The sequence below is a fragment of the Candidatus Polarisedimenticolia bacterium genome, from assembly GCA_036004685.1.
In the GTDB taxonomy this organism is placed as follows: domain Bacteria; phylum Acidobacteriota; class Polarisedimenticolia; order Gp22-AA2; family AA152; genus DASYRE01.
Genome location: DASYRE010000003.1, coordinates 13,771 through 39,933, shown reverse-complemented (window position 1 = coordinate 39,933; position 26,163 = coordinate 13,771). Strand labels below are relative to the sequence as shown.

At 66.1% G+C, this 26,163-nt stretch carries 23 protein-coding genes; 20 read left to right on the top strand and 3 right to left on the bottom strand.

Annotation, left to right across the window (positions count from 1 at the left end):
- From VGR67_00225 to VGR67_00165, 13 genes are all read left to right on the top strand, one after another.
- On the top strand, positions 1-585 hold a 585-nt coding region (locus tag VGR67_00225), incomplete at its 5' end, for an NADH-quinone oxidoreductase subunit L (protein ID HEV8334830.1).
- Positions 586-601: 16 nt separating this feature from the next.
- Positions 602-2,287 (top strand): NADH-quinone oxidoreductase subunit M, encoded by a 1,686-nt coding sequence (locus tag VGR67_00220; GenBank protein HEV8334829.1) that lies wholly within the window; start codon positions 602-604, stop codon positions 2,285-2,287.
- Positions 2,280-3,764: an NADH-quinone oxidoreductase subunit N gene (locus VGR67_00215; protein ID HEV8334828.1), complete on the top strand. Its 1,485-nt coding sequence runs from the start codon at positions 2,280-2,282 to the stop codon at positions 3,762-3,764. The genes VGR67_00220 and VGR67_00215 overlap by 8 nt, the downstream gene beginning before the upstream one ends.
- A gap of 54 nt (positions 3,765-3,818) precedes the next feature.
- A complete protein-coding gene (locus VGR67_00210) occupies positions 3,819-4,031 on the top strand; it encodes an AtpZ/AtpI family protein (GenBank protein ID HEV8334827.1) in 213 nt (70 codons plus the stop codon).
- The gene (locus VGR67_00205) at positions 4,028-4,417 is read left to right on the top strand and encodes a hypothetical protein (GenBank protein HEV8334826.1); all 390 of its coding nucleotides are present in this window, start codon (positions 4,028-4,030) and stop codon (positions 4,415-4,417) included. The genes VGR67_00210 and VGR67_00205 overlap by 4 nt, the downstream gene beginning before the upstream one ends.
- A 5-nt stretch (positions 4,418-4,422) precedes the next feature.
- Positions 4,423-5,304, top strand: coding sequence for a F0F1 ATP synthase subunit A (gene atpB / locus VGR67_00200; protein ID HEV8334825.1), 882 nt, complete (start codon positions 4,423-4,425; stop codon positions 5,302-5,304).
- Between the two features lie 45 nt (positions 5,305-5,349).
- The gene (locus VGR67_00195; GenBank protein ID HEV8334824.1) at positions 5,350-5,589 is read left to right on the top strand and encodes an ATP synthase F0 subunit C; all 240 of its coding nucleotides are present in this window, start codon (positions 5,350-5,352) and stop codon (positions 5,587-5,589) included.
- A 12-nt stretch (positions 5,590-5,601) separates the two neighbouring features.
- Entirely contained in the window at positions 5,602-6,105 is a 504-nt protein-coding gene (gene atpF / locus VGR67_00190; protein ID HEV8334823.1) for a F0F1 ATP synthase subunit B, read from the top strand.
- Positions 6,101-7,219, top strand: coding sequence for a 3-dehydroquinate synthase (gene aroB, locus VGR67_00185; GenBank protein HEV8334822.1), 1,119 nt, complete (start codon positions 6,101-6,103; stop codon positions 7,217-7,219). Before atpF ends, aroB begins: the two co-directional genes overlap by 5 nt.
- A 280-nt stretch (positions 7,220-7,499) precedes the next feature.
- Complete coding sequence (locus VGR67_00180; GenBank protein HEV8334821.1) at positions 7,500-8,120, top strand: histidine kinase dimerization/phospho-acceptor domain-containing protein; 621 nt, start codon at positions 7,500-7,502, stop codon at positions 8,118-8,120.
- Between the two features lie 2 nt (positions 8,121-8,122).
- Positions 8,123-8,938 carry a response regulator gene (locus VGR67_00175; protein ID HEV8334820.1) on the top strand — a complete coding sequence of 272 codons (816 nt, stop codon included), beginning with the start codon at positions 8,123-8,125 and terminating at the stop codon, positions 8,936-8,938.
- A gap of 26 nt (positions 8,939-8,964) precedes the next feature.
- On the top strand, positions 8,965-10,170 hold the full coding sequence (locus VGR67_00170; GenBank protein HEV8334819.1) for an ATP-binding protein: 1,206 nt from the start codon (positions 8,965-8,967) through the stop codon (positions 10,168-10,170).
- A gap of 50 nt (positions 10,171-10,220) precedes the next feature.
- Complete coding sequence (locus VGR67_00165; protein HEV8334818.1) at positions 10,221-10,943, top strand: metallophosphoesterase family protein; 723 nt, start codon at positions 10,221-10,223, stop codon at positions 10,941-10,943.
- 30 nt (positions 10,944-10,973) lie between these two features.
- On the opposite strand, the gene VGR67_00160 is transcribed toward VGR67_00165, so the two are convergent.
- The 3 genes from VGR67_00160 to VGR67_00150 form a co-directional block, all read right to left on the bottom strand.
- Complete coding sequence (locus VGR67_00160; GenBank protein ID HEV8334817.1) at positions 10,974-13,268, bottom strand: aconitate hydratase; 2,295 nt, start codon at positions 13,266-13,268, stop codon at positions 10,974-10,976.
- A gap of 79 nt (positions 13,269-13,347) precedes the next feature.
- Complete coding sequence (locus VGR67_00155) at positions 13,348-13,836, bottom strand: hypothetical protein (protein ID HEV8334816.1); 489 nt, start codon at positions 13,834-13,836, stop codon at positions 13,348-13,350.
- 10 nt (positions 13,837-13,846) lie between these two features.
- Entirely contained in the window at positions 13,847-14,275 is a 429-nt protein-coding gene (locus tag VGR67_00150) for a nucleoside recognition domain-containing protein (protein HEV8334815.1), read from the bottom strand.
- A gap of 216 nt (positions 14,276-14,491) precedes the next feature.
- Here VGR67_00150 and VGR67_00145 point away from each other — a divergent pair, with 216 nt between their 5' ends.
- From VGR67_00145 to VGR67_00115, 7 genes are all read left to right on the top strand, one after another.
- Complete coding sequence (locus tag VGR67_00145; GenBank protein HEV8334814.1) at positions 14,492-16,513, top strand: serine/threonine-protein kinase; 2,022 nt, start codon at positions 14,492-14,494, stop codon at positions 16,511-16,513.
- Positions 16,514-16,523: 10 nt separating this feature from the next.
- Positions 16,524-18,068 (top strand): tetratricopeptide repeat protein, encoded by a 1,545-nt coding sequence (locus VGR67_00140; GenBank protein HEV8334813.1) that lies wholly within the window; start codon positions 16,524-16,526, stop codon positions 18,066-18,068.
- A complete protein-coding gene (locus VGR67_00135) occupies positions 18,046-20,277 on the top strand; it encodes a PEGA domain-containing protein (GenBank protein ID HEV8334812.1) in 2,232 nt (743 codons plus the stop codon). Before VGR67_00140 ends, VGR67_00135 begins: the two co-directional genes overlap by 23 nt.
- 37 nt (positions 20,278-20,314) lie before the next feature.
- A complete protein-coding gene (locus tag VGR67_00130; GenBank protein ID HEV8334811.1) occupies positions 20,315-21,022 on the top strand; it encodes a DUF4388 domain-containing protein in 708 nt (235 codons plus the stop codon).
- Positions 21,023-21,280: 258 nt separating this feature from the next.
- Positions 21,281-22,513, top strand: coding sequence for an outer membrane beta-barrel protein (locus VGR67_00125; GenBank protein ID HEV8334810.1), 1,233 nt, complete (start codon positions 21,281-21,283; stop codon positions 22,511-22,513).
- A 36-nt stretch (positions 22,514-22,549) separates the two neighbouring features.
- On the top strand, positions 22,550-23,872 hold the full coding sequence (locus tag VGR67_00120; protein ID HEV8334809.1) for a polysaccharide biosynthesis/export family protein: 1,323 nt from the start codon (positions 22,550-22,552) through the stop codon (positions 23,870-23,872).
- On the top strand, positions 23,872-26,139 hold the full coding sequence (locus VGR67_00115; GenBank protein HEV8334808.1) for a polysaccharide biosynthesis tyrosine autokinase: 2,268 nt from the start codon (positions 23,872-23,874) through the stop codon (positions 26,137-26,139). Before VGR67_00120 ends, VGR67_00115 begins: the two co-directional genes overlap by 1 nt.
- Positions 26,140-26,163: the final 24 nt, after the last annotated feature.

Sequence of the window (26,163 nt, the reverse complement as noted above, 5' to 3'; positions counted from 1 at the left end):
TGGGTGGGGATCCCGAAGAGCCTGAGCTTCGGGGTGGATCTCAACGGGTTCGAGCATTACCTCGCGCCGGTGTTCGGCGAGGCTTCTTCCCCGGCCCACGAGGCGGCGGGGGAGGCGGCGGGGCTGGAGTACGGACTGATGGCGCTGGTGCTGGCGGGCGTGGCGGCGGGGATCTTCTTCGCCTATCGCTTCTACGTGCAGCGTCCGGAGATTGCGGCGCGCCTCGCCGGGCGCTTCCCGGTGCTCGCCCGGCTGCTGGAGAACAAGTACTACGTCGACGAGCTCTATCACGCCGCCGTCGTGCGGCCCTACATGGCCCTCTGCCGGGCGCTGCACGGATTCGACGTGCGGGTGGTGGACGGTCTGGTCAACGGCTCGCGGCACTTCACGGTCGGCCTCAGCCACGTCTCCCGCTTCTTCGACCAATACGCGGTCGACGGCCTGGTGAACGCGACGGCTTACGCGACCCGAGGGCTGAGCCTCGCCTTCCGCCGTCTCCAGACCGGCCTGGTGCAGGCGTATCTCAGCGTGTTCGTCTTTGGGATCTTCCTGTTCGTGAGCCTCTACCTCTTCTGGAAGCGTTAAAGGAGTCCCCGGCGCCATGAGCGATCAATGGATCCTGACCACCATCACGTTCCTGCCTCTGCTGGGGGCGTTGGGCCTGCTCTTCTTCAACCGCGAAGCGAAGCGGGCCATCGCCTGGTACGCGACGATCGTGGGATTCCTGGGGATGCTGGTCTCCCTGCCTCTCTTCTGGCGCTACAACCCTTCGGGGCCGGCCTTCCAGTTCACCGCGAACGTCCCCTGGATCCCCTCGATCGGCGCCAATTACCACGTCGGCGTGGACGGCATCTCGATCCTCCTGATCCTCCTCACGACGCTCCTCGGCTTCCTCTCCATCCTCTCGTCGTGGACCGCCATCACGGAACGGGTGAAGGAGTATTACGTGATGATGCTGATCCTTCAGACGGGGATGCTGGGGGTCTTCATCGCCCTCGACTTCTTCCTGTTCTACGTCTTCTGGGAAGTGATGCTGGTGCCGATGTACTTCCTGATCGGGGTCTGGGGCGGGCCGCGGAAGCTCTACGCCGCCATCAAGTTCTTCCTGTACACCCTGCTGGGCTCCGTGCTGATGCTCCTGGGGATCCTGGCGCTCTACTTCTATCACGGCCAGGCGACGGGAAACTACACGTTCGACGTCGTGACCCTGATGGAGATGGGCCGGGAGACGGCGCCGGCGTGGCTGGCGCTCTCCAAGTGGATCTTCCTCGCCTTCTTCGTCGGCTTCGCCATCAAGGTGCCGATGTTCCCGTTCCACACCTGGCTTCCCGACGCCCATGTCGAGGCTCCGACGGCCGGCTCGGTCATCCTGGCGGGCGTCCTGCTGAAGATGGGGACGTACGGCTTCGTCCGCTTCTCGCTGCCGATCCTGCCCTACGCGACCCGGCACTACCTTCCCTGGGTCCTGGCGCTCTCCGTCATCGGCATCCTCTACGGGGCGATGGTGGCGATGGTGCAGAAGGACTGGAAGAAGCTGGTGGCCTACTCCTCGGTGAGCCACCTCGGCTTCTGCATGCTCGGCATCTTCGCGCTGAACGAGAACGGCATCAACGGCGGAATCCTCCAGATGATCAACCACGGGATCTCGACGGGCGCGCTCTTCCTGATCGTCGGGCTGATCTACGAGCGGCGGCACACCCGGATGATCTCGGACTTCGGCGGGCTCTCCAAGCAGCTCCCGATCTACGCGACGCTCTTCATGATCATGACGCTTTCCTCCATCGGGCTTCCGGCGCTGAACGGCTTCATCGGGGAGTTCACCATCTTGGTCGGCGCCTGGCAGATCCCCCTCGGGTTCAGTGTCCCGCTTCCCTTCACCAGCAAGGCCTTGATCTTCTCGCCGAAGTTCTGGGTCGTCTGCGCCGTCTTCGGGATCGTCCTCGGCGCGGCCTACATGCTCTGGCTCTACCAGAGGACGATGTTCGGCAAGCTGGACAAGCCGGAGAACCAGGTGCTGAAGGACCTGAACTTCCGCGAGATCATGACCCTCGCCCCGCTGGTGGTCCTGGCGTTCTGGATCGGCCTCTACCCGGCGCCGTTCATGAACATGCTCCAGCCGTCGGTCCAGCGCCTGGTGGCGCAGGTCAGCGACACGGCAGAACGGACCGCCTCCGCGGCCGGGGCGCGCCCCGCGTCGCCCGCTCCCGTCCTGCCCGCCGGCGCCGTGCCCGCTGGCGCTGTGACGAAGAACGCCGCACCCGTCCCGGCGGAGAAGTTGCATGACTAGCGACATCCTCCCCAGCCTCTACGCCATCCGGCCGGAGATGCTGCTGACCCTCTATGCCTTCATTTTGCTGATGATGTCGGTCGTTCCAGGCATCAAGAGGTGGGTGGGAGGGCTGGCCGCGGGAGGCTGCATGCTGACCCTGGGGGTGGTCTTCTCGTACTACTACCAGCACGGCTTCGCCGCCTTCCAGGACTCCAGCCTGCTCTATTTCGGAAACCTCATCGTCCTGGACAATTTCGGCCTCTTCTTCAAGGCGGTGTTCCTCACCGGGGCGCTGCTGAGCATCCTGATCTCGATCCGCTACCTGGACATCGAGGGCATCCAGTCGGGCGAGTACTACAGCCTGATCTTCTTCTCCGTCGTGGGGATGATGTTCATGGCGTCGGCGGCCGACCTGATCACCGTGTTCGTCGGGCTGGAGCTGATGGCCATCTCCATCTACATCCTCGTCGGGTTTCTCCGGGGGAACCGGAAGTCGAACGAGGCGGCGATGAAGTATTTCCTTCTGGGGGCTTTCTCCACCGGGGTTTTCGTCTACGGCATCTCACTGATCTACGCCGTGACCGGAACGACGAACCTCTACGAGATCGGCGCGGTCGTCGCGGCCCAGGGATCCCCGTCACGGATGCTCCTCCTGGCGATGGTCCTGCTGACGGTGGCGCTCGGCTTCAAGGTCGCGGCGGTGCCTTTCCACAGCTGGGTGCCCGACGCCTACGAGGGGGCGCCGACCGCCGTCACCGCGTTCATCTCCACCGCCTCGAAGGCGGCCGCTTTCGTCATCTTCGTCCGGATCTACGCCGTGGCCTTCCAGGCGCTCCGGGATCAATGGACGCTGCTGCTGTCGGTCATGGCGGTCGCGAGCATGACGCTGGGGAACGTCACGGCCCTCCTGCAGGACAACATGAAGCGGATGCTGGCCTACTCCAGCATCGCCCACGCCGGCTACATCCTCGTGGGGCTCGTCGCCATGTCGCGCGCCGACGTCGAGGCGCAGCAGTGGGGCCAGATGTCGGTGATCCTCTACCTGATGGTCTACACCTTCATCAACATCGGGGCGTTCGCGCTGGTCGTGATGCTGCGCCGCGAGAACCTCGCGGGCGACCGGGTCGTCGACTTCTCGGGCCTCCAGCAGCGCAGCCCCATGGCGGCCTTCTCGATGCTGGTGTTCATGCTGTCGCTCGCCGGGATTCCCGCCACGGCCGGTTTCATCGGGAAGTACTACCTCTTCTCGGCGGCGATGAAGGCGCACTTCGGATGGCTCGCGGTCGTCATGGTGATCAATAGCGTCGTGTCGGCCTTCTACTACCTGCGCGTCGTCGTGATGATGTACCTGAAGGAGCCGGCCGATACGGTGCGCTACGCCGTCTCGCCCTGGCTGGTGGCCGCGACCGGCATCTGCCTGGCGTTCAACCTATTGGTGGGATTGCGGCCCCAGGCGCTCCTGGAATTCACCCGGCGATCGCTGATGAGCTTATAAGGCCGCCGGCAAGCAATGACGGAAGACCGCGATCAGAGCGCCTTCGCGAGAGCGATGACGAAGGCTGCGCCCCTTCTCAATCTGGGGCTGGTTCTGGCGGTGCTCGTCATGGCGGGGAGCGTGGGCGGGTGGTGGCTTGACCGGCGGCTCGGCACCGGCCCCTGGCTCCTGGTGACCGGCCTGTTCTTGGGGATCGCCCTGGGATTCGTGCAGTTCTTCAGCGCCGTGCTGTCGCAATCGAAAAAGAGCAAGGGGGATTCGGAGTGAGCCGCAAGGAAACCTGGCGCGCCCTGGGCGCGCTCCTCGGGACGGCGGCCGCCTTCGCGCCGCTCGCCTGGCTCGCGGCTCACGCTCTGTCCGGCCCGCGCGGCGTGCTCAGCGCGGCCCTGGGAGCGGGCCTCGCGATCGCGCTGGCCCTGGCGGGGACGGCGCTGCAGATCTGGGCGTTCCAGAAGCCGCAGAAAGTCTTTCTCGCCGCGATCGTGGGAAGCCTGCTGGGACGCATGGCGATTTTCCTTTCGGCCCTCGCCGCGGTGGTGGCGGCGACCAGGCTGCCGCCCGCCCCGTTCGTGGCGGCCCTCTTCTTCTACTACGTCCTCTGCCAGGTCCTGGAAATCCGGACGGTCCGCCGTATCGGCGTGGCGTCGAGGTGATTCCGATGGCGTCCTTGTTCACACTTCTCGCCCAGGAGGCCACGAAGACCGCCGAGCCGGGCGGCGCCGGGCATGCGGCCGCGGCCGCCGCGGAGCACGCCGGCGGCGAGAAGGTCGACGCAGGGCACATGATCCTCGAGCACCTCCTCGACTCCCATACGCTCGATATCTTCGGGTTCCACGTTCCTCTTCCTGAAATCCACCTGTTCGGGTTCGATCTCTCGATCACCAAGTACGTCGTGATGATGTGGATCGCTTCGGCGATTCTCCTGGTCGTCGGAATCCTGGCCGCGCGCATCCACCGCCATTCGCCCGGAAGGCTCGGCCACCTGATCGAGATGGCGATCCTCTTCATCCGCGATGAGCTGGCCGTCCCGAACATCGGCAAGCACGGCGCCCGCTTCGTGCCTTACCTGCTCACAACCTTCCTGTTCATCCTGATCTGCAATCTCCTGGGCCTGGTTCCCCTGGGCGCGACCGCCACGGGGAACATCAGCGTGACCCTGGCGCTGGCGCTGATCGCGTTCGTGATGATCCAGGCCGCCGGAATCCGCGAGTATGGCGTCTTGAGGCACTTCAGGAACCTCGTTCCTCACGGCGTCCCCCTGTGGCTGCTGCCTTTGATGATCCCGGTCGAGATCGCCGGAATGCTGATCAAGCCGGTCACGCTGTGCGTCCGGCTTTTCGCCAACATGCTCGGCGGGCACATCGTCATCCTGTCGCTGCTCGGACTGATTTTCATCCTCGGCACGGCCTGGGTCGCGCCGGTCTCCGTCGGCTTCGCGCTGTTCATCAATTTTCTCGAGCTCTTGGTGGCTTTCATCCAGGCTTACATTTTCACGATGCTGACCTCCCTGTTCATCGGGATGTCGGTGCATCCTCACTAGGACGGGTCGCTCACCCAACCTTCACAGGGAAAGGAGAAAAGAGAGATGGAACTCGGACCGAATTCGCTGGCTCACCTCGCGGCGGGCATCGGGGCGGGACTCTCCGTCATCGGCGGCGCCGGGGGGATCGGCAAGCTCGCGGCCTCCGCCATGGAGGGCACGGCGCGGCAGCCCCAGTCCGCCAACGACATCCGCACTTCCATGATCATCGCCGCCGCTCTGATCGAGGGGGCGACTTTCTTCGGGCTGGCCATCTGCATCCTGATGGTCTTCATGAAGGCCTAGGAGCGAAATCGCATGGATCTGATCAAGCCCGAGCCCGGGCTCATCATCTGGACGATCGTCACGTTCCTGCTTCTGGCCTTCATCCTGAAGCGGGTCGCCTGGAAGCCGATCCTGACGATCATCGACGATCGGGAAAAGACGATCCGCGAGGCCCTGGAGGAGTCGAAGCGCGCCCGGCAGACGGCCGACGAGGCCCTGGCGAAGCACAAGGAGCTGCTGGCCCAGGCCCGCGTGGAGGTGGCGCGCATCGTCTCGGAAGGCCAGAAAGAAGCGGAGAAGATACGCGCCGAGATCCTGGCCAAGGCGCGCGCCGACTCGGCCGCCGTCCTGGAGCAGGGACGCAAGCAGATCGAGTTCGAGACGAAGCAGGCCGTCGTCGAGCTGAAAAAAACCGTCGTCCAGGTCGCCCTGGACGCCGCCGGGAAGGTGATTCGGACCTCGCTCGACGACGTCAAGCACCGGCAGCTGGTGGAGGAATACCTGGAGCAGCTCCCCTCCCTGAAAGGGAACCATTAGCCCGCCGCTTCGTCGGATCCGGATCCGCCCGCGGCCGATCGCGCCGCGCTCCTGCTTCGTCCACGTCGGAAGCGGCCTTTTGGCGGCGCTCCCCCGGCGCCTTCGCGCCAGCGTTCCGGCCCACCGCTATTTTTTGATCACCGACAGCCACGTCGGCCCCCTGTACGGCCGCGCCAGTCTCGCGCGGCTGAAGCGGGCGGGGCTCGACGCGGTCCTCCTGACCGTCCCCGCCGGCGAGCGATCCAAGAGCCGCGAGATGAAGGGGAGGCTGGAGGATCGGATGCTGGCGCACGGGGGCGGACGCGATTGCGCCGTCGTGGCGCTCGGCGGCGGGGTCGTCTGCGATCTCGCGGGGTTCACGGCCGCCACCTACTTGCGGGGAGTTCCCTTCATTCCCGTCCCCACTACCCTCCTGGCGATGATCGATGCCGCGGTCGGAGGAAAGACGGCCGTGGATCATCCGCGCGGCAAGAACCTGATCGGCGCCTTCCACGCCCCCGCCGCCGTGTTCGCCGACGTGGCCACGCTCGCCACCCTGCCGGAGCGGGAGTTCCGCTCCGGGCTCGCCGAGGCGGTGAAGACGGCCGTCGTGGGGGACGCGGCGCTCTTCGGGAGGATCGAGGGCTCCGTCCGCCCGCTGCTTCGGCGCCGGCCGAATGCTCTCGCCCAGCTCGTGGCCGCCTGCTGCCGCGTCAAGGCGAGAATCGTCGAGGCCGACGAGCGGGAGGCGCATCGGCGCGCCGTCCTGAACTTCGGCCACACCCTCGGCCACGCCCTGGAGCATCGCCTCCGCTACCGGCTGCCGCACGGCGAGGCGGTGGCCGTGGGGATGGTCCTCGAAGCACGTGTGGCCTGCCGCGCCGGGCTCCTGGGCCGCCGGGACGCCGAGCGGCTCGAAGCGTTGCTGGATCGACTCGGGCTTCCGACCTCGCTGCCCCGCGGCCTCTCCCCCGCCCAGCTCCTCGCCGCCGCCCGGACCGACAAGAAGGCCCGCCGGGGAGAGCTGCGCTACGCCCTGCCGCGGGAGATCGGCGCGATGGCGCGCCGCGGAGAGGATTACACCCTGCCGATCGCGGATGAAAGCGTGCTCGCCGCGCTGCGTCCGTCCCCCTGATCGAGACGCCACACCAGGCCGGCCCCGGCCGCCGGTCCTTCCCTGAACTATCCTTGGACTCTTCGTCGCGCGCCTTCCGTCAAAGCGCCGACAGAGATTGGCACTTCCTGGCAATTCATTGTCACCGCGATCGAGTGAGCCGGCCCCGGCGCGCGGAGAACTTTCTTTTGCTTGAGCAGGTTACGAGAAAGCTCCGAGCGCGCGGGCCATGGCACACCCTTTGCTGTTGCAACGATGAGCCTTAGGTGTCTCGCGAACGGGGACACGGAAGGAAGAGACCATGACGGTTTCCGCACGGGTCCTGAGGAGTGAGGGCGGATCGCTTCCCGAGGCGGCCCTGGAGGACATTCCGGCCGCGGTGATGGTCCTCGACTCGCGAGGAGAAGTCCTCTTCGCCTCCGCTCCGACCGAGAAAATCCTCGGGGGGCCGGTGAGGAGCCTCGCCGCCGACACCGTCTCTTCGGACGCCTTTCCCCGGGGCGAGATTTTCAAGATCCTCCTGGAGGCTTGCCGCTCGGGCATGCCCGTCAACCGCCTGGTGACTTTCGAGCGGCAATCCCGCCATTACCTGCAGGTCTCCGCGGCCCCGCTCTCCGGCCCGCCGGGAGGGGCCAAGACGGCGGCGCTCGTCGTGGATCTCACGGCGACCGTGATGCACGAGGACATCGCGAAGGAGTTCGTGCGCCAGGTCCGTCATGACTTGCGGGGACCCCTGACGTCGATCCGAGGCGCGGCCGAGCTGCTCCTGACCGAGCGGCTCGGGCGGCTCGAGGAGAAGCAGAGGAGAATCGTGCAGCTCGTGGAGAAGGCCGCGCAGCAGATGACCAGCCAGCTCTCGGGCCAGGCTTCGCCGGCGATCGCCGGCGGCCAAGGGCCCGACCCGGAAAGCGGAGAGGTGTGAGGATGGCGGGCAGAATTCTCGTCGCGGACGACAGCGCCAGCATCCGGGAGGTTCTCCAGATGAACCTGGAGACGCTCGGCTACGAGGTGCTGGTGGCGGCGGACGGCGATCAGGCGATGGAGAAGATCTACCGGGACAAGCCCGACCTCCTCATCCTCGACGTCATGATGCCCAAACAGAACGGATTCCAGGTCTGCCGCAAGGTGAAGACCGATCCGCTCCACGGCGACACTCCGGTGATCCTTCTCACCGCCAAGAGCCAGCGGGAGGACGTGTACTGGGGCAAGGACTGCGGCGCCGACGAATACGTCACGAAGCCGTTCAGCGCCAAAGAGCTGGAAGGGCTGGTCGAGCGGCTGCTGTCGCGCCGGGTGGGCGTGCGCGCCCCGAGCAGCGGCTCGCTCGAGGACGAGATGGAGCGCCGGCGCGCGGCGGGGGAGCAGGGCGCCTTCTGCATCCTCCGCTGGGAGGCGCGCTCGATGGATGTCTTCCGCAAGAAATACGGCGAGGTCAAGTACGCCGAGAGCCTGGAAACCCTCCGGCGCGAGGCGGAAAGCTTCGTGGACGCCGAGACGCAGGACGGGCGCGTGGAGTTCGTCGACACGTACGGATTCCGGATCCTCCTCTCCGGAGAGCAGGACGAGATCGAAGATCTCTCGGAGGAGCTGTGCAAGCGCCTCTCGCGGCTGGCGCGGAGCTTCTACGCCCCTACCGATCGAGAGCGCAAGGGGATCGAGATCCGGGACTTCAAGACCGGAACGGTGGAAACCGTTCCCGTCGTCTCTTTCACCGCCGAGGTCAGCTACTTCGGAAGCTGACGTCGTTCGCCGGTGCGGGAATTCTGATGCTCAAGTCTCACGCGGCTCTCTCCGCGGCGGCCGCGGCCCCGCTCAAGAAGCAAAAGCCGGGCGCGGCGGTGTCGCCCGCCTTCCTGAGGCGAGCGCTCGCCGAGAAGACGAAGAAAGTCGCGGCGCTGCGCGAGCACCTGCGCGCCGAGCGGACCCGCCTTTCCCTGATCGTGAGCAGCCTGGTGGCCGGCGTCGTCCTGACCGACTGCCAGGGCAGGATCCTTCTGATCAATGAGAGCGCCCGGCGCATGCTGGGGCTTCCCGGCTCCGGGCCGCTCGAGAGCCTGGGGAGGCGCAGGTCGGTTCGGCCGCTTCTCCAGAAGATGCGCCGCCCCCGGCATGCGGGGGTCCGGACGGACGTGCTGAGGCTGCCGTCGCCGGAGGACGGTGGCGTCAAGATGCTGCTGGCCCCGTTGCGCGACGCCGGCGGGACCTTCTGGGGGACGCTGGCGATTCTCGAGGAGGGAGCCGAGGAGGACGAGCGGCTCAGCGGGATGAAGTCCGACTTCATCTCGCGCGTCTCCCACGAGCTGAAGACGCCTCTCGCCTCCATCCGCGCCGCCACCGACGTCATCACGCAGGCGAAGATCGGCGCCCTGAACCGGAAGCAGGAGAAGATGCTGCGCATCATCACCGAGGAAACGGGCCATCTCGTCGGCCTCGTCGAGGATCTCCTGGACATGTCGGAGATCGAGTCGGGCCGGCTCTCCATGAGGTTCCGCCGCTGCTCGCTGGCCGAGGCGGCCCGCGCCGCGATGGATCAGTTCCGGGCCCGCTACCGGCTGAAGGAGGTCGCGCTTCTGGAGTCGCTGCCCGCTTCCTGCCCGCCGGTGCACGCCGACCCGGAGCGGCTCCGCCAGGTGTTCGACAACCTGCTCTCCAACGCCCTCAAGTTCACGCCCACGGGGGGCCGGGTCGAGCTGGCCATCCGGGCCGAGCCGCCGGGGGATCGCACCGGGGGGCGGCGCGTCCTGCAAGCCTCCGTGTCGGACAACGGCGTGGGGATCCCCCGCAAGGATCTGAAGCGGATCTTCGAGAAGTTCCATCAGGCCGAGAGCCTGAACACGCGATCCGCCGGGGGCACCGGGCTTGGGCTTTCGATCTCCAAGTTCCTGGTCGAGGCGCACGGGGGAGAGATCTGGGTCGAGAGCCGGCCGGGCTCCGGGAGCGTTTTCTTCTTCTCGATCCCGATCGCCCGCTAGGGTCGCGACCGGTTGAACCGCTTGGCAGGCTCTGCTATCGTCACGCCATCATGAAGCTGATCATCCTCGGAGACATCCACGCCAACCTTCCGGCCCTGGAGAAATGCCTCGCCGAAGCGCGGAAGGAGGGATACGACCGGATCTTCCATTCCGGAGATCTCGTCGGCTACGGCCCCTTCCCGGACGAAGTGATCCAGTTGCTCCGAAGCGCCGGCCTGGGCGGCGTACGGGGCAATTGGGACGAGAACGTCTCCTGCGGGGGCGAGGATCCCGGGGCCATCCACGGCGATCCCCGCCTGATGGAGGCGGCCCGGATCTCATACCCGTGGACGGCGTCGCACGTCAACGCGATCAGCCGGAACATCCTCGGCAACCTCCCCTTTGAGCAGCGGTTCCAGGAGGGGGGGATGTCGTTCGCGCTCTACCACGCCAATCCGCTGGACAACACCATGTATCTCTACGAGGACTCGGACGAGCTGACCTTCCGGGAATACTCGAAGGCGTCGGAGGCGGACGTCATCCTGTTCGGCCACACCCACAAGCACTTCCACCGGCAGGTCCGGACCCACCACTTCATCTGCGTCGGAAGCGTCGGCATGCCTCTCGATTCCGATCCGCGGACGGGCTATACGGTGATTTACACGGGAAACATCGGCAAGGGCATCGACGTCAATTTCCGGAGATTCGATTATGACGCCGAGCGCGTGACGCGGCGCTTCCGGGAACAGGCCATTCCGAACCCCTACGACGCCCTGCTCTCACGGACCGCCTGACTCTCCTGAACGTCTCCCCATCGCCGTCGATTAGGACCTCGCCGCTTCTCTCAGCCGGAGAAGATTCAGGGCCGAGCCCGCCTTGAACCATTCGATCTGCTCGGGGTTCAGGGTGTGGTTCAGCCGGAAGCTCTCTACGGCGCCGTCCTGGTGCCGCAGCTTCGCCTCCAGCGGCGCTCCCGGCGCCAGCCCCGACAGTCCGAGAAAGCTCACTTCGTCGCCCGGACGAATCCGGTCGTAGAAGGCGGGATCGGCGAAAGTCAGGGGAAGCACCCCCTGCTTCTTGAGGTTCGATTCGTGGATGCGGGCGAAGGAGCGGGCGAGGATCGCCGCGCACCCGAGGTGCCGGGGCGACATCGCGGCGTGCTCCCGGCTGCTTCCCTCGCCGTAATTGACGTCGCCGGCGGCGACCCACTTGCGGCCCAGGCTCTTGAGATGGCGGGCGATCGCCGCGAGCTTCGCCGGCGCTCCGCTGATCGGATCGATTCCCGTTCCCGGCTCCGGGGTGAAAGCGTTGATCGCTCCGGCGAAGAGATTGTCGCTGATCTTGTCGAGGTGTCCTCGATAGCGCAGCCACGGACCGGCCGGGGAGATGTGGTCGGTCGTGCAAGGGCCTTTCGCCTTGAGGATCACCGGCAGGTCGAGGAGATCCTTGCCGTCCCAGGCCGGGAACGGGGAAAGCGCCTGGAGCCGGTCGCTTCCGGGATCGATCGCCACCGCCGCGGCGGCCGCGCCGTCGGCGGGAGGCACGTAGCCGCTCTCGTCCCGCACGAATCCCTTCGCCGGGAGGTCGGGGGCCGGCTTCGGGGGAGAGAGCTTCCAGGGCTTCCCGTCGGGTCCCTGGATCTCGTCGGTCAGGGGATTGAAATCCAGGCGGCCCGACAAGCCGTAAGCCATGACGATTTCCGGGCTCCCCATGAAGGCCATCGTCTCGGCGATGCCGTCGTTGCGCTTCGGGAAGTTCCGGTTGAAGGAGGTGATGATGGCGTTCTTCCGCTGTCCCTCCGGCCTGAGGACGATGTCGTCGCGGTGCCATTGGCCGATGCACGGCCCGCAGGCGTTGGCGAGGACCTTCGCCCCGACGCTGCGCAGGATCGCCATCTGCCCGTCGCGCTCGATGGTCGCCCGGATTTGCTCCGAGCCGGGCGTGACCAGCAGCGGGATGGGGACCTTGGCGTGATGCGCGATCGCCTGCTTCGCCACGTCGGCGGCGCGCTCGATGTCCTCGTAGGAGGAATTAGTGCAGGACCCGACAAGCGCCACGGAAAGGCGCTCCGGGTAGCCCTCCTTTTTCACCGCCGCCTTGACCTCGGAGACCTTGCGCGCCAGGTCCGGACGATGCGGCCCCACCAGGTAGGGCTCCAGTTTCGCAAGATCGATCTCGACGACGCGGTCGAAGAAGCGCTCGGGGCGCTCCTCCACCTCGGGATCGGCCCGGAGCATGTCGGCGCGCTGTTTCGCCAGATCGGCTTGGGCGCCGCGCCAGGTCCCCCTCAGATAGGCCTCCATCCGGTCGTCGAAGGGGAAGACGGAGCCGGTTGCGCCCAGCTCCGCGCCCATGTTCGTGATGGTGGCTTTCCCGGTGCAGCTGATCGAGCGCGTGCCGGGGCCGAAGTACTCGAGGACGCGGTTCGTCCCGCCTTCGGTCGTCAGCAGCCCGCAGAGGTGGAGAATCACGTCCTTCGGCGCGGTCCAGCCGCTCGGGGATCCCGTGAGGCGGACGCCGATCAGCTTGGGATAGAGCACCTCCCAGGGGAATCCCGCCATCACGTCGACCGCATCGGCGCCGCCCACCCCGCACGAGAGCATCCCCAGGCCGCCGGCGTTCGGCGTGTGCGAATCGGTGCCGATCAGCAGCCCGCCCGGGAAGGCGTAATTCTCCAGGATGACCTGATGGATGATCCCGGCCCCCGGCTTCCAGAATCCGATCCCGTACTTGCTCGACGCCGCCTTCAGGAACTCGTAGACCTCCTGGTTCTCGTGGAAGGCGACGTGGAGATCGGCCGCGGCCCCTTCCCGCGCCCGGATCAGGTGGTCGCAATGGACGGTCGTGGGGACGGCCACGCTCGGCCGCCCGGCCACCATGAACTGGAGCAGAGCCATCTGCGCCGTCGCGTCCTGCATGGCGACGCGATCGGGGCGAAGCATGAGATAGCTCTCGCCGGGGCGGAGGTCCTGTCCCGCCGGGTCGTTCAGGTGGGAGAAGATTATCTTCTCGACGAAGGTCAGCGGGCGCTTCAGGCGCGCGCGAACGGCGGCGAGCCGCTCGGTCATGCGCTGGTAGACGCCGGAGACGAATTCGGGCGTGGAATCGATGACGTTCATCGGCAGCAGCTCCCTTTAGAATGATTTTATCCTAGCCCCTGGGCCGCCCGCGCGCAATCGTCTCCTCTCCTCTACTCTTTCAAGCCGCGCCTTCGGGCTCCAATCGCGGCAGCACGAACCGTCCGGCGAGACGGACCACGAGGACGGCGAGCGCCAGCCGGATCGCGACCAGCGTCACGAAGAGCCGGACGGCCGCGAGCCACCCGCCATGGGAGGTCGCCAAGACGAAGATCAGGGTGTCTTCGGGGATGGCGTGACAGGTGCAGAGGAAGAGACAGAGCCGCAGCACCTCCCGCCGTGAAAGCCTCCCCTGGCGCGCCGCAGGGATCAGGATCCCCGCCCCGTAGGCGATTCCCAGAAAGAGTCCCGCCAGCAGGGGAGCTCCGCTCGCGGGGGAGAGCCCCAGCGCCGCGAGGACTCTCCGGGCCCGGGGGGAGTCGCCGCGGAAGATCCCGGAGGCGGTCGCCATGTCGTAGGCGACGAGGATCGGCAGGAGGAAGGCGAGCAGCTTAAGGCAGAAGAGCGCGCCGTGCTCGATCGAAGCCAGGCAGGTGCTCAGGAGACCCACGCCCGCCTCCTCACGGCAAGACGGCGGCGGCGGCGAATCCCGCCAGCAGGGCGATCGCCAGCCGGTAGACGGTCAGCGTCAGGTAGCGCGTTCCGAGCGTGCGCAGGACGGCCGACTCGAGGACCAGGCTGTGGGCCAGCCCCAGCATCAGGGCGCAGACCGTAACCTGCCCGGTGGTGAGCCCCAAAGGGGCGAGCACGCCGATGGCGGCGTAGAGGTTCACGAGGAGGCCCAGGACCAGCGCCATCGCCGCTTCGCCGGGCAGCCCGAGGGGCTGCATCATCGGACCGAAGGCCCTTCCGATGGCGGGGATGATGGGCGTCGATTTGAGCAGATCGACGGCGATGTAAGTGGGAAGAATGACCCGGATCAGGACCCAGGAAGTCCTCAGCCCACGGTTGAGTCCATTGAGGAAAAGGGTTCGGAGGCTCGCCGGCATGGCGCGCGATTCTAATCGTCCCGGCGGCCGATCCGTCCAAATCCTGACGAATCGCCCGGTTGGCTGTTCGAATGGGCCTCTTCCGCGCCTCAAAAACCCCTCGTAAACAATTCTGCCGTTTCTATTTGACTCTCCTCTCTGCCAAACCTAGAATACTACCAAGAGGGGGAACCCGCCGTCGGACGGTCGGCTCTGAAGAAGAGCCATAAAAAGTTAATGGATACCAAGACGCTCGGACGTTTCGAAATCATCCGGGAGATTGGGAAAGGGGCCATGGGCGTGGTCTACCTGGCCCACGATCCCAAGATCGACCGGCGAATCGCGATCAAGACGATCGCCATCCCTCCGGGTGTCTCCGACGAGGAAGCTCGGGAGGCCCGCCACCGCTTCGTCCGGGAAGCCCAGGCCGCCGGCAAGCTGACCCACCCGAACATCATTACGGTCTACGACGTGGTGGAGGAGAAGGACCTCTCCTACATCGCCATGGAGTACATCGAAGGGGAGACCCTCGAGTCGCGCACCCGTCCGGGCAGCCTCCTTCCTCTGCCGCGGGTCCTGGCGCTAATGGCTCAGGCCTGCGCCGCTCTTGACTACGCGCACAAGAACCAGGTCATCCACCGCGACATCAAGCCCGCGAACTTGATGCTCATGGGCGGGGATCTGCTCAAGATCACCGATTTCGGGCTGGCCAAATCCCCCCAGGCGAACCTGACCCAGGCCGGCGTCCTGATCGGCACGCCGAACTATATGTCGCCCGAGCAGATCTCGGGCCGCCCGATGGACGGCCGGAGCGATTTCTTCTCGCTCGGAGTCGTCCTCTACGAGCTGCTCACCGGGGAGAGGCCGTTTTCCGGGGACACCATCTCGACCATCATCTACCGTATTCTCTACGAGGAGCCGCGCCCGCCCCGCATCCTCAACGGCAAGCTGCCGCCCGCCTTCGACGGGATCCTGAAGCGCGCGCTGGCGAAGGAGCCCGCGGAGCGCTTCCAGACCGGGGCGGAGTTCATCGACGCGATGAATAACTACTCCACCTACCACCTCAAGGTGAAGATCGCCCCAGGACCGCCCACCCTGAAGGTGGGCAAGGAAGAAGCGGGGCCGCGTCCCGTTCCGCTCGAACGGACCGCCGCGCGGCTTCGCCGGTTTCCGCCGGCGAAAGTCCCCTTCTTCGCGGGCCAGCCGTTCAAGATCGCTGCGTTCACCACGATTCTCCTGGCGGCCGTGCTCCTGTTTCCCCGGAGCGTGCACGAGGTCGACAAGGAGGACGCCCGGCCGCCGGTGGCCGGCGCGGCGCACGTCTCCGAGCAATCGCAGGCAGGGTTCGGCTTCCCCGCCATCGCCAAGCCGCCGGCGGCGCCCCTTTCCAAGCAGCCGCAGAACCAGGCAAAAGTTGTTGTCAAGCCGGGCACGCATCTCTACTTGGACAACAGCGAGCTGCAGGACCCGGTCCTGATCCTTCCGGAAGGCGACAGCAATGAGCACGACCTCCAGGCGGTGTTGGGTTGCCGCCAGAATAAGATCCTCGTCAAGGGCTCGAGCCTGCTGGCTAAATACGACATGCTAGACCTGCCTCCTAAGGTGGAAGATCTCCCGATCGACTCCAACCCGCGGGGGGCGAAGGTCATCATGGATGGCAAGGAATTGGGAAAGACGCCCTACGTCGTGCCGAGATACAACGCGTGCGAACCGCACACGTTCGAGCTTCGCAAGGAGAACTACCAGCAGTGGGTGCGCCACTTCGACGAGAACAGCACCTGGAAGGAGATCTCTGACCTGATGGGGGGCGTCGGGCTTTCGGAGATTCCCCCCGGTTACGCGCGCCTCGAATCGATGCCTTCCTTTCCGCTCGAAGCGTACGAAGGAAAGACGCCCATCCCGATCAGGGACGGCACCCTGACGCTGGCGGAAGGGAAGCACAACCTCACGTTCAAGAGCTCCAAGGTTTTCTTCTCCACAACCCGGAGCGTCCAAATCACCGGCTCCAAGACGATCGCCCTGAAACAAGCTTGGCCCGGCGTCGGCTTGCTCACGGTCCAGGCGGAGCCTTCAAACTGCAAGATCTACGTCGATGGCGAGTTCCTCGACTATCCGCCCATCAACGGGCATGAAATCGCCGCCGGAGAGCACGTGATCACCGCGGTGCCCGACACCGACCCCAGCCAGGCCCAGAAGAAGCAAGTGACGATCGAAGCCGGGAAGTCGGCCGAGCCGCTGCGATTCATCTTCAATCCTTGATCAAGGTGCCATGACGCCGCCGAGGCCGACCCGATACCTGCCGGCCCTTCTCTGTTGCCTGCTTCTCTTGCCGCCGGGCGCCGCCGCGCAAGACGGCGGAATCGTCCAGAAGCTCTACGAGACCGCCCTCCAGCTCCTCCGGGGCGGGAAGTCGGACGAGGCGCTGAAGGGCTTCGAGCAGATCTACGATTCCTACGGCAGCGCGCCGCAGGCGCCCGACGCCCTCTACCAGGCCGCCTCCTTCCATTACCCCGTCACCAGCCCCGAAGAGATCGGCAACGCCACCCGGGACAATATTCAAAAGTCGTCGGCCCTGCTGGAGCGGATTCGCAAGCATTACGGAGGATCGGCCCGGGCGCCGGACGCCCTCTACAAGATGGGACTGCTGGCCCTGGAGCCTGAGAATCCGAAGTTCAGCCCCGATGAGGCCTATGCTGCCTTCACCGCGGTGGCGAACGTCTACCCCAACAGTCCGCTGGCGGGGGACGCCCTTTACGGCGCCGCCATGAGCCAGATGCGCTCGGGCGCCTACGACCCCGCCTTGGAGGACTTCGCCAAGCTCCTGGAGCAGGTCCCGTCCTTCCCGGGCGCGGCCCGGGCGCGGCTGGACTACGCCTATTCCCTCTACCGGACCGGCGACTATCCGCGCGCCATGGAGGAATACCAGAAGGTCCGCGATCTCTATCCCGCCAAACCGGAGGCCCAGGCGGCCAAGGAGAAGCTCACGCTGCTCCACCGCCTCCGCCTGATCCCGGCCACGGGCCGGAGTGTGACCTACGCTCCCGATCCTTCGTTCTCGGGCCGCCTCGAGACCCTCGGCCTGCGCTCCGTCAGCTCGATGGCGATCGGCCCCGACGGCAACCTTCTGGTCGCCGACGGCAAGCAGGGGATCGCGGTGGTGATCGATCCGAAGGGGCGTCCGGCCGGGAAGATCGTCTTCCCCGACGCGGAGTCGGCGGCCGTGGACCGGCGCGGCCGCCCGGTCGTGGCAGGCGCCGGCAGCATCCTCTCGGCGAACAAGCAGCAGCCGCTCGTCCGCTCCGATTCGACCACCCCCCGGCCCGTCCGTGACACTTCGGGAATCGCGGTCGACCGGGACGGCAGGATCTACGTGGGAGACGCCAAGACGGGCGAAGTCCTTCTCTTTGGGCGCGGTCTTGACTTCCGCACCTCCGTGTATCGATCGGCGGGAGGGAGGCTGGGGAACATCCGGATCGGATTCGACAATCAGATCTACGTCCTCGACACGCGCGACAAGAGCGTCACGGTGCTCCAGGCGGGGAAGACGATGGGCCGAATCCGCGTGGGCGACGCCCCGGCTTCCCTCTCCGAGCCGGCGGATCTCGCGGTCGACGAGCTGGGCGACCTCTACGTGGCGGATCTGGGAACCGGCCGCGTCATGGTCCTCGACCCTTCGGGAAAGAAGATCCTCTCGACTCTCGGCCCCGATCGCCCCAAGGGGGGCATCGTGGCGCCCGAGCGGCTCGAGGTCGATCGCCAGGGACGAATCTACGTCTACGATCGGAAGGCCGATGCCATCCTGCGATACCAGTAGAGCCGCCGCCCTCCCCTCCGGCCGGGCCGCCAGGCGGGCGTGGGCGCTGCTCCTCCTGTCGCTGCTCGCGACGCCGGCCCTCTTCCCGGTCGCGACCGCCCAGGAAGAGGAGGATCTGACCGCCGGGCTCGCGGAGCTGGATCACCGGCTGGCGCAAGGGAAGGCCGCCTTCCTCTCCCTCAACTTCCCGGAGGCGATCGGGCATTTCACGGCCGTGGTGGATCTCTACGAAGGGGGCAAGGTCCAGGACGTGGGTGCGGACGTCGTCAAGAAGATCGCCGAGGCGCTCGACCTGAGGGCGCGATCCTATTTCAACCAGGGGGATCGCGAGCGAGCCCGGGCCGACTTCCAGAAGCTCCTCAAGGTCAAGATCGACTACCAGATCGATTCGAAGATGGTCTCCCCGAAGGTGATCGAGCTGTTCAACGACGTGAAGAAAGCCAGCGTGGGCAGCCTCTCGGTCGCCACCGACCCGCCTGGGGCCGAAGCCTTCCTCGGCGAGGACCCCTTGGACAAGACTCCCATCGTCGGCCGCGCCCTGATGCAGGGAACCTACAAGCTGCGGCTCGTCCTCAAAGGCTTCGAGGACTACGAGGAGGACGTGGCCGTGACCCCGCGCACGGAGCTGAAGAAAGAGGTCCGTCTCAAGCCGAACCGCCGCATCCTCCAGTTCGTCACGCAGCCGAATGGCGTCAACGTCCTGGTGGATGGACAGCTGGTCGGGACGACCTTCGGAACGCTTCCCCCGGAGCAGCAATCCCTGGCCCGGGACGCCGGCATCGACCCCGCCCGGGCCTCCGCGCCCCTGCTCGTCCCCAACGTGACCCCCGGCGACCATCAGGTCCGGTTCGAGAAGGAGTGCTACGAGCCGACCCCCCGGAGCGTCACCGTGACTCTGGACGTCGAACGCAACGCTCCCCAGACCTTCCAGCCGGTCGTCCTGAAGCAGGACATGGGGCAGATCTCGATCACTTCCCACCCTTCCGGCGCCGAGGTTCTCGTCAACGGAAGATCCCAGGGGACCACGCCGCTCCAGCAGACGACCGTGTGCGCCGGCGAGCAGGAGATTCGCCTGGTCAAGAAAGGGGAGGGGACCTGGTTCGAGAAAGTCCGGATCAAGCCGGACGTCCTGAACACCCTCGACGCCAGGCTTCGTCCGACGCTCCTCTATCTGGGGACCTTCCGCCTCGACGTCTGGGGCAGGCTGAACTGGAGCGACGAGGACGCGACCCTGCTGGAAGGGCTGAAGACCCTCCGATCGGTGAACCAGGTGAGGGCCAACGACGATCTGAAGACGTTCCGCGAGGCGCTCGTCAAGGAGATGACCCGCCCGGAGGGGGTGGACGAGCTGAAGAAAGGCAAGGGGATCCCCGCGCCGCGCGTCCTGGACGCCTTGAACAAATTCCAGGCGGATCTCCTCATGGCGGTCCTGTCGATCGAGGAGCCCTCGGGGAAGGGAACGTCCACCGTGTGGCTCTATGCGGCCGACCAGCCGGCCCCCGACCGCGCCGCCATCGACCTGACACACGAAGAGGACGTGCGGGCGGTCCTGGCCCGCTTCGACCGGGTCCCGGAGCAGTCGCGGCCGTGGGTCGGCGCCGCGTTTTCCGACAGTCTGATCGGCGAGGGGCCGGTCGTGGTGCGCCTCGCGAAGGGCTCGCCGGCGGCGAGCGCCGGGCTGCTGCCCGGCGATCAGATCGTCACGATGAACAGCAAGAAAATCTCCGAGGCGCGGAGCTTGGCGCCCTCCTCAGGATGGAAGGAGAACGACAAGGCGGTCTTCGGAGTGAAGCGGGAGGGGCCCGTCCTGACCGTTCCGGTGACCGTCGGGTCGACGCCGGTGCTCGTGCCGCTCAACTCGCCTGACTACTTCTACAACAAGATCCTGTGCGACTACCGGCAGATGTCGCGGGGGGCCGACACGCCCCTGGAGCGTTCTCTGGCGCTCGTCAACCTCGGAATCGCCTTCATGCACTTCCAGTCCTACGACAAGGCGCTCACCGAGGCGTTCAATCTCGCGAGCCTTCCGGCCGGGCCGGGGATCTCCCGGGGAACGGTGCGCTACTATCAGGGACTGTGCTACCAGAAGAAGGAGCTGGTCCCCGAGGCCAGGACCGCGTTCCAGGAGGCGGCCGCGTCTCCCGACGCCACCCTGGAATCGAACGACGGGCCTCCCGTCGCGGCCCGCGCCCGGAAGCTGCTCCAATGACCTCGAGGCCGGAACCATCCAGGGGAGGGAGCCGACGATGACCGAGAGGATAGGGTCTGAGATCCAGTCGGATACGGTGCCGGTCCTGGTCCACCGGCTTCACCGGAAAGGAGAGACGGGCAGGCTCGTCCTCCGGCAAGGCTCCGTGACCAAAGCGCTCCACCTGAACCGCGGCCAGATCACCTTCGCGACCTCCACCGACCGCGACGATCGGCTCGTCCAGACGCTGCTGAAACGCGGCATCGTCTCGCTGCCCGACCTCATGACCTGCCTCGATACCGCGCTCAAGGAGCACAAGCGTCACGGCGAGGTCCTCCGGGCGCGCAAGAAGATCACCGAGGAGGATCTCGACCGCGCCCTGCAGGAGCAGCTCAAGGACATCGTGTTCAGCGTCTTCGCCTGGACCGAGGGGAGCTGGGAGCTGGAGAAGACGGCGGCCGCCGCGGAGGAGATATCGATCAAGGCCCACCCCTTGGAGCTGATCCTGGAAGGAGTGCGGCGGATCCCTTCGTGGGCCCGCGTCTACGAGGTGGTGGGCGGGTTGAGCACGGAGTATCGGTCCACCAAGGAGGCGGACGATCTCGCGGAGCGGGCGAGGCTGATGCCTGGGGAGCGGCAGATCCTGACTCTCTGCCAGGAGACCCGCACCCTCTCCGAGATCTGCGACTCGCTGCCGATGAACGACTTCGTCCTCTGCAAGGTGGTCTGGGGCCTCCTCATCGTCGGCGCCCTCATGAAAGCTTAGTGGGTGTTGCGTCTCCTCAATCGCGTTACATTTGGCCGTCGATCCATCCCGGCTCGCTGCGTTGCGCCTCGCTGGCGTACCACTCCGGGTACGCGGCGCTTCGTCGCGCCTTGCGATCCGGGCGCCTCGACGGCCTCGGTGTTAACGCTATTTCGCAGACGCAACACGCATGGACCTCCATTGACCCCTGGATTGGAAATCCCTTAGAATTCAGGACTGGCGGGCTTTCCGCCCAAACCGCTCCATCCCTGGGAATGCATGCGCCGAGCTTTCCTGAGCCTCGCCCTCCTTCTGCTCGGCGCCCCGGGCCTGCCGCTCGCTGGAAGCCTCGAGAAGGATTTTCCGCTCGAAGGGATGATGCGGGTCGGTCCTTTCCGCATGCGCCCCTTCCTCCTCTTCAAGGACACCGGTTACGACGACAACGTCTTCCTGGACGACAACGACCGGGTGACCGATTTCACCTCCACCGCCGAGGGCGGCTTCCGCGTGGTGACCTTCTTCTCCAACCGCGCTGCGATCGCCGCGGAGGAAAGGCTCGATTACGTCTGGTTCGCCCAGACCTCCTCCCAGAACCACTTCAACAACGCCGCGCGGCTCCAGTCGAACGTCTATCTGAAGAAGCTCACCTTCTTCACCGAGCTCCAGGCCATGACCTTCAAGGAAAGGCCGAGCACGGCGGAGTTCGACTTCCGGATCCGGCGCAACGAGCGGATCTTCGGCGCCGGCGTGAAATACGAGCTGTCGCGATCGTCCCTGGAGCTGCGGCTCGGCAGGGATCGCTTCCGCTACATCAGCGACAGCGAGGAGGGGGAGAACATTCCCGACTTCGAGAACCGGGTCGAGAACAACCTGAGGGTCACCGGACGGAAGAAGCTCCTGCCCAAGACCACCTTCCTGGTGGAATGGGAAGGCAGGGGCATCTCCTTCGACAAGCCGGAAGGGAAGCCCAAGGATTCCCAGTCCCGCCGGATCTCGCTGGGCTTCGACCTGGATCCTTCGGCGTTCCTGCGGGGCTCGGTCAAAGTCGGCGTCGAGAACCTCGATCCCGACGATCCGCAGCAGCAAGGGTTCCATGGGCTCGTCGGAGAGGGCAACCTCCTCTACCGGATGACGGGCCGGACCAACCTGGAAGGCCGGGGAAAGAGAAGCACCGGGTTCACGATCGCCCCCAACAACGTCTATTACGTTTTCACCGGCTACGGCGCAACCCTGACGCAGTTCCTGACCGATCGCGTGGCGGGGGAGGTGGGCGGCGACCGGCAGCGCGTCGACTACCCGGAGCTCACCACCCAGCTCGACCTCGACACGGGAGTCCTGGTCGACGGCTTCCGGACCGATCACCTGCATTCCTATTTCGCCGGCGCCTCCTACCGGTTCAACAACCAGGCGCGCCTGGGCCTCCGGGTGGGTCGCTGGAGGCGCCTCTCCACCTTCGATTTCCTCGATCGGCGGAGAAACACGGCGATGGTGACCTACGCGTATAACTTCTGATAGAATCAGGAGAATTCGACGGAGATGGCGGAAAACATGAACCAGAGGGCATTTCAGGGGCTCCGGCGGCGCGCGGTCCTCTTGACCCTGTCGGCGGGGCTTCTTCTCGTCCCCGCCGCCGCTTTCCCGGAAAAGAGCGTCACCTCGCTTCTCGACGTCCGCCCCGACGGCCGGAGCGGCGCCTTCCTGCTGATCTGCGACGGGGCCTTTCAGTTCAGCCGCCGGGTCGACTCCGAGCCGCCCCGCGTCGTGCTGGAGCTTCCGAACGTCCGTAACGCCATCAAGGAGGCCAAGCTGCCGGTCGACTCGGAGGTCGTGAGCGGCATCTCGATCTCCGCCGCGACGGGAGGCGTCCAGGGGACGCAGGTCGTGTTCGATCTGAAGCGGCCCTGCCCCTCCACGGTGCGCGGCGAGGGGGCCACCCTGGTGGTCCGTTTCGACACCGCCGCGGCAGCCGTCCCGGGAGCGGCAGGAGCGGCGGCGGGAGCCGGCAGCGCCCCGCTTCCTCCGAAAACCGACGCCCCTTCCAGGCCCGACGCGGGAGTCGCCGGGACGGCCTCGCCCGCGCGGCTCGGCGTCATGCTGCCGACCGAGCGCTCGGACTACGTCATCGGCGGCGAGGATCTGCTGGAGATCAACGTCTTCGAGCAGCCCGATCTGAACCGCACGGTGCGCGTCTCAGGCGACGGCACGATCTCGGTGCCGCTTCTGGGGGTCATCCCAGTGAGCGGCCTCACCGTCAAGGAGACCGAGGCGCGCCTGCGCGATCTCCTCAGCGCGAAATACCTGACCGATCCTCAGGTCACGGTCTTCGTCAAGGAAGCCAAGAGCAAGAAAGTCAGCGTCGTGGGGGCCGTGGAGAAGCCGGGGACGGTCGAGATGCTCGGCCAGCGCTCGCTGCTCGAAGCGATCTCCGAGGCGGGCGGGCTGACGCAGCAGGCCGGCAAGGACCTCTACGTGCTCCGGTCCGATCGCTCCGGCGCGACGACCCGGATCGACGTCGATCTCGACGACCTGATGATCAAGGGGAACCCGGAGCTGAACATCCCGATCCTCCCCGGCGACGTGATCAACATCCCGATCGACCGGATCCTGCACGTTTACGTCGACGGGGCGGTGCGCAAGCCCGGCGAGGTGGAATACAAGAATTCCAGGCCGTTGAACCTCCTGCAGGCGATCGCCGCGGCCGGAGGGCTCAGCGAGCGCGCCTCGCAGAAGGGCATCGTGCTGATCCGCAACCGCCCGGACGGGGCCCAGGAGATGTACAAGGTCGATCTCAAGGCGGTGCGGAAGGGGAAGCAGGCCAACATGGTCCTGGTGAACGGCGACAGCATCTACGTCCCGGAGACTTTCTTCTGATGAGCGAAAACGCCGCCTCCCGGGAAATCAACCTGATGGAATACTGGACCGTCCTGGTCCAGAGGCGCTGGGTGGTCTTCACGGCCGTCCTGGTCCTGGTGATCACCGTCACGCTCGGATCCTTCCTGATCGCCCCCACCTACATGGCCACCTGCACCATCCAGATCGAGCGGGAGCAGCCGAACGTCCTGCAGTTCCAGCAGGTCCAGCCGGTCGGCTACGATTACCTTTCGTACAACGACTTCTACCAGACGCAGTACCGTCTCCTGTCGAGCCGCAACGTCGCCCGGAAGGCGATGCAGAAGCTCGACCTGCGCAACGACCCGGTGGTCAACCGGGTCGTGGCCCGCTCGAAGGGGAAGGGGCTGATGCAGAGGCTCTCGTCGTTCGTCCGCAAGTCGCCCCTGGAGGGCCTCCCCGAGGATCCCGACAAGCCCTATATCGAGTTCACCCTCGGCGGCCTGGACATCAACCCGCTGAAGAACACGCACCTAGTGGAGATCTCTTTCATCAGCGTCGATCCCGAGCTGGCGAGCCGCGTGGCCAACGCGGTGGCGACGTCCTACATCGAGTTCAACCAGTCGGCCCGCTACGACACGACGGCCCAGGCCAGTGAGTTCATCGCCACGCAGACCGACGAGATGAAGAAGCAGATCTCCGATCTCGAGGCGAAGCTGAACGAGTACGGCGAGGCGAAGCAGATCATCGGCCTCGACGAGAAGGAGAACATCGTCAACCAGAAGCTCGGCCAGCTCAACCAGGACGTCCTGGAGGCGCAGGTCGAGACCTCCCGCAAGGAGGCCCGTTACCGCGAGCTGGAGACGACGAGCCCCGAGTCGATTCCCGAGGTGACCCAGAGCAACCTGATCCAGCAGCTCCGCCAGAAGACCGCCGAGCTGGAGCGCGAGTACACCCAGAAGTCGAAGCAGTTCAAGGCCGACTGGCCCGACATGCAGCGTCTGAAGGCGGAATGGGACAACGCCCGGGAGGGGATGGCGACCGAGTCGCGGAAGATCTACGACAACACGCTGAAGACCGCCAAGATGGAGTACAACCAGGCGGCGGCGCACGAACGCACCGTGCGGGGCGCGCTCGAGGGGCAGAAGAGCGACTCGATCAAGCAGAAGCAGTACGCCGTCGAGTACGCCAACCTGAAGGCCGCGGTCGACTCGAAGCGCGAGATCCTGAACCGGCTGATGCAGCGCGAATCCGAGACGGGGTCGCTGTCGCGCCTCAAGAACGTGGCCGGCACGGGCAACATCTGGGTCGTGGACTCGGCCGAGATCCCGGATTCGATCTTCCGTCCGAACAAGAAGCTGAACATCCTCCTCAGCCTCGTCGTCGGCCTCGGGCTCGGCGTGGGGATGGCCTTCTTCCTCGAATACCTGGACAACTCGATCAAGTCGACGGCCGACGTCGAGAAGTTCGTGCAGCTCCCGGTGCTCGGCGCCATTCCCATGGTGGTCTCGGCCAGCGGCCCTGGCGAGCTCGCCGCGAGCCGGCGGGTCAAGCGCGAGCCGGTGTCGCCCGCCGTCGACCTGGTGACGATGCGGGACCCCACCTCCTCCGCCTCGGAAGCCTATAAGACGCTACGCACCTCGCTGCTCCTTTCCACCGCCGACTCGCCGCCCCGGATCATCGTCATCACCAGCAGCGAGCCGCAGGAAGGAAAGACCGTCACCACCCTGAACACCGCGATCACCCTGACCCAGTCGGGCAAGAGAGTCCTTCTGGTGGACGGCGACATGCGGCGGCCGCGGCTGCACAAGGCCCTCGGCGCCGGCAACTTCGCCGGGCTCTCCAGCTACCTGTCCGGCAATGCCGACCTCGGGGAGATCGTCCAGGAGACGGAGATCCCGAATCTCTTCCTGGTCGCGAGCGGGCCGATCCCGCCGAACCCGTCCGAGCTGCTCGCCTCCGAGCACTTCGACTTCCTGCTGGGAACGCTCCGCAAGAGCTCCCAGTTCGATCACGTCCTGATCGACTCTCCGCCGCTGCTTTCGGTCGCCGATCCGGTGATCATGGCCGCCAAGGCAGGCGCCGTGATCCTGGTGGTCCAGTGCGGCCGCACCGCGAAGCCCGCGGCCATCCGCGGGCGCGAGAAGCTCCAGCAGGCCAAGGCCAACATTCTCGGCGTCGTTCTCAACGACATGGACGTCCACGCCGGCGACTATTACTCGTATCGCTATCGCTACCGTCACTACCGTTACGAAACCGACTCTGAAGGGAGAGAAGCGGCGGGCACCACTCCGCCTCCCGTGGCCTAGACAGCCCCCCGGAACGGGTTCCGA

What these genes read in the sequence shown, in the direction of transcription:
- VGR67_00220 (HEV8334829.1), top strand. Translation starts at nt 602, where the DNA reads ATGAGCGATCAATGGATCCTGACCACCATCACGTTCCTGCCTCTGCTG.
- VGR67_00215 (HEV8334828.1), top strand. Translation starts at nt 2,280, where the DNA reads ATGACTAGCGACATCCTCCCCAGCCTCTACGCCATCCGGCCGGAGATG.
- VGR67_00210 (HEV8334827.1), top strand. Translation starts at nt 3,819, where the DNA reads ATGACGAAGGCTGCGCCCCTTCTCAATCTGGGGCTGGTTCTGGCGGTG.
- atpB (HEV8334825.1), top strand. Translation starts at nt 4,423, where the DNA reads ATGGCGTCCTTGTTCACACTTCTCGCCCAGGAGGCCACGAAGACCGCC.
- VGR67_00195 (HEV8334824.1), top strand. Translation starts at nt 5,350, where the DNA reads ATGGAACTCGGACCGAATTCGCTGGCTCACCTCGCGGCGGGCATCGGG.
- atpF (HEV8334823.1), top strand. Translation starts at nt 5,602, where the DNA reads ATGGATCTGATCAAGCCCGAGCCCGGGCTCATCATCTGGACGATCGTC.
- VGR67_00180 (HEV8334821.1), top strand. Translation starts at nt 7,500, where the DNA reads ATGACGGTTTCCGCACGGGTCCTGAGGAGTGAGGGCGGATCGCTTCCC.
- VGR67_00175 (HEV8334820.1), top strand. Translation starts at nt 8,123, where the DNA reads ATGGCGGGCAGAATTCTCGTCGCGGACGACAGCGCCAGCATCCGGGAG.
- VGR67_00170 (HEV8334819.1), top strand. Translation starts at nt 8,965, where the DNA reads ATGCTCAAGTCTCACGCGGCTCTCTCCGCGGCGGCCGCGGCCCCGCTC.
- VGR67_00165 (HEV8334818.1), top strand. Translation starts at nt 10,221, where the DNA reads ATGAAGCTGATCATCCTCGGAGACATCCACGCCAACCTTCCGGCCCTG.
- VGR67_00160 (HEV8334817.1), bottom strand. Translation starts at nt 13,268, where the DNA reads ATGAACGTCATCGATTCCACGCCCGAATTCGTCTCCGGCGTCTACCAG.
- VGR67_00150 (HEV8334815.1), bottom strand. Translation starts at nt 14,275, where the DNA reads ATGCCGGCGAGCCTCCGAACCCTTTTCCTCAATGGACTCAACCGTGGG.
- VGR67_00145 (HEV8334814.1), top strand. Translation starts at nt 14,492, where the DNA reads ATGGATACCAAGACGCTCGGACGTTTCGAAATCATCCGGGAGATTGGG.
- VGR67_00140 (HEV8334813.1), top strand. Translation starts at nt 16,524, where the DNA reads ATGACGCCGCCGAGGCCGACCCGATACCTGCCGGCCCTTCTCTGTTGC.
- VGR67_00135 (HEV8334812.1), top strand. Translation starts at nt 18,046, where the DNA reads ATGCCATCCTGCGATACCAGTAGAGCCGCCGCCCTCCCCTCCGGCCGG.
- VGR67_00130 (HEV8334811.1), top strand. Translation starts at nt 20,315, where the DNA reads ATGACCGAGAGGATAGGGTCTGAGATCCAGTCGGATACGGTGCCGGTC.
- VGR67_00125 (HEV8334810.1), top strand. Translation starts at nt 21,281, where the DNA reads ATGCGCCGAGCTTTCCTGAGCCTCGCCCTCCTTCTGCTCGGCGCCCCG.
- VGR67_00120 (HEV8334809.1), top strand. Translation starts at nt 22,550, where the DNA reads ATGAACCAGAGGGCATTTCAGGGGCTCCGGCGGCGCGCGGTCCTCTTG.
- VGR67_00115 (HEV8334808.1), top strand. Translation starts at nt 23,872, where the DNA reads ATGAGCGAAAACGCCGCCTCCCGGGAAATCAACCTGATGGAATACTGG.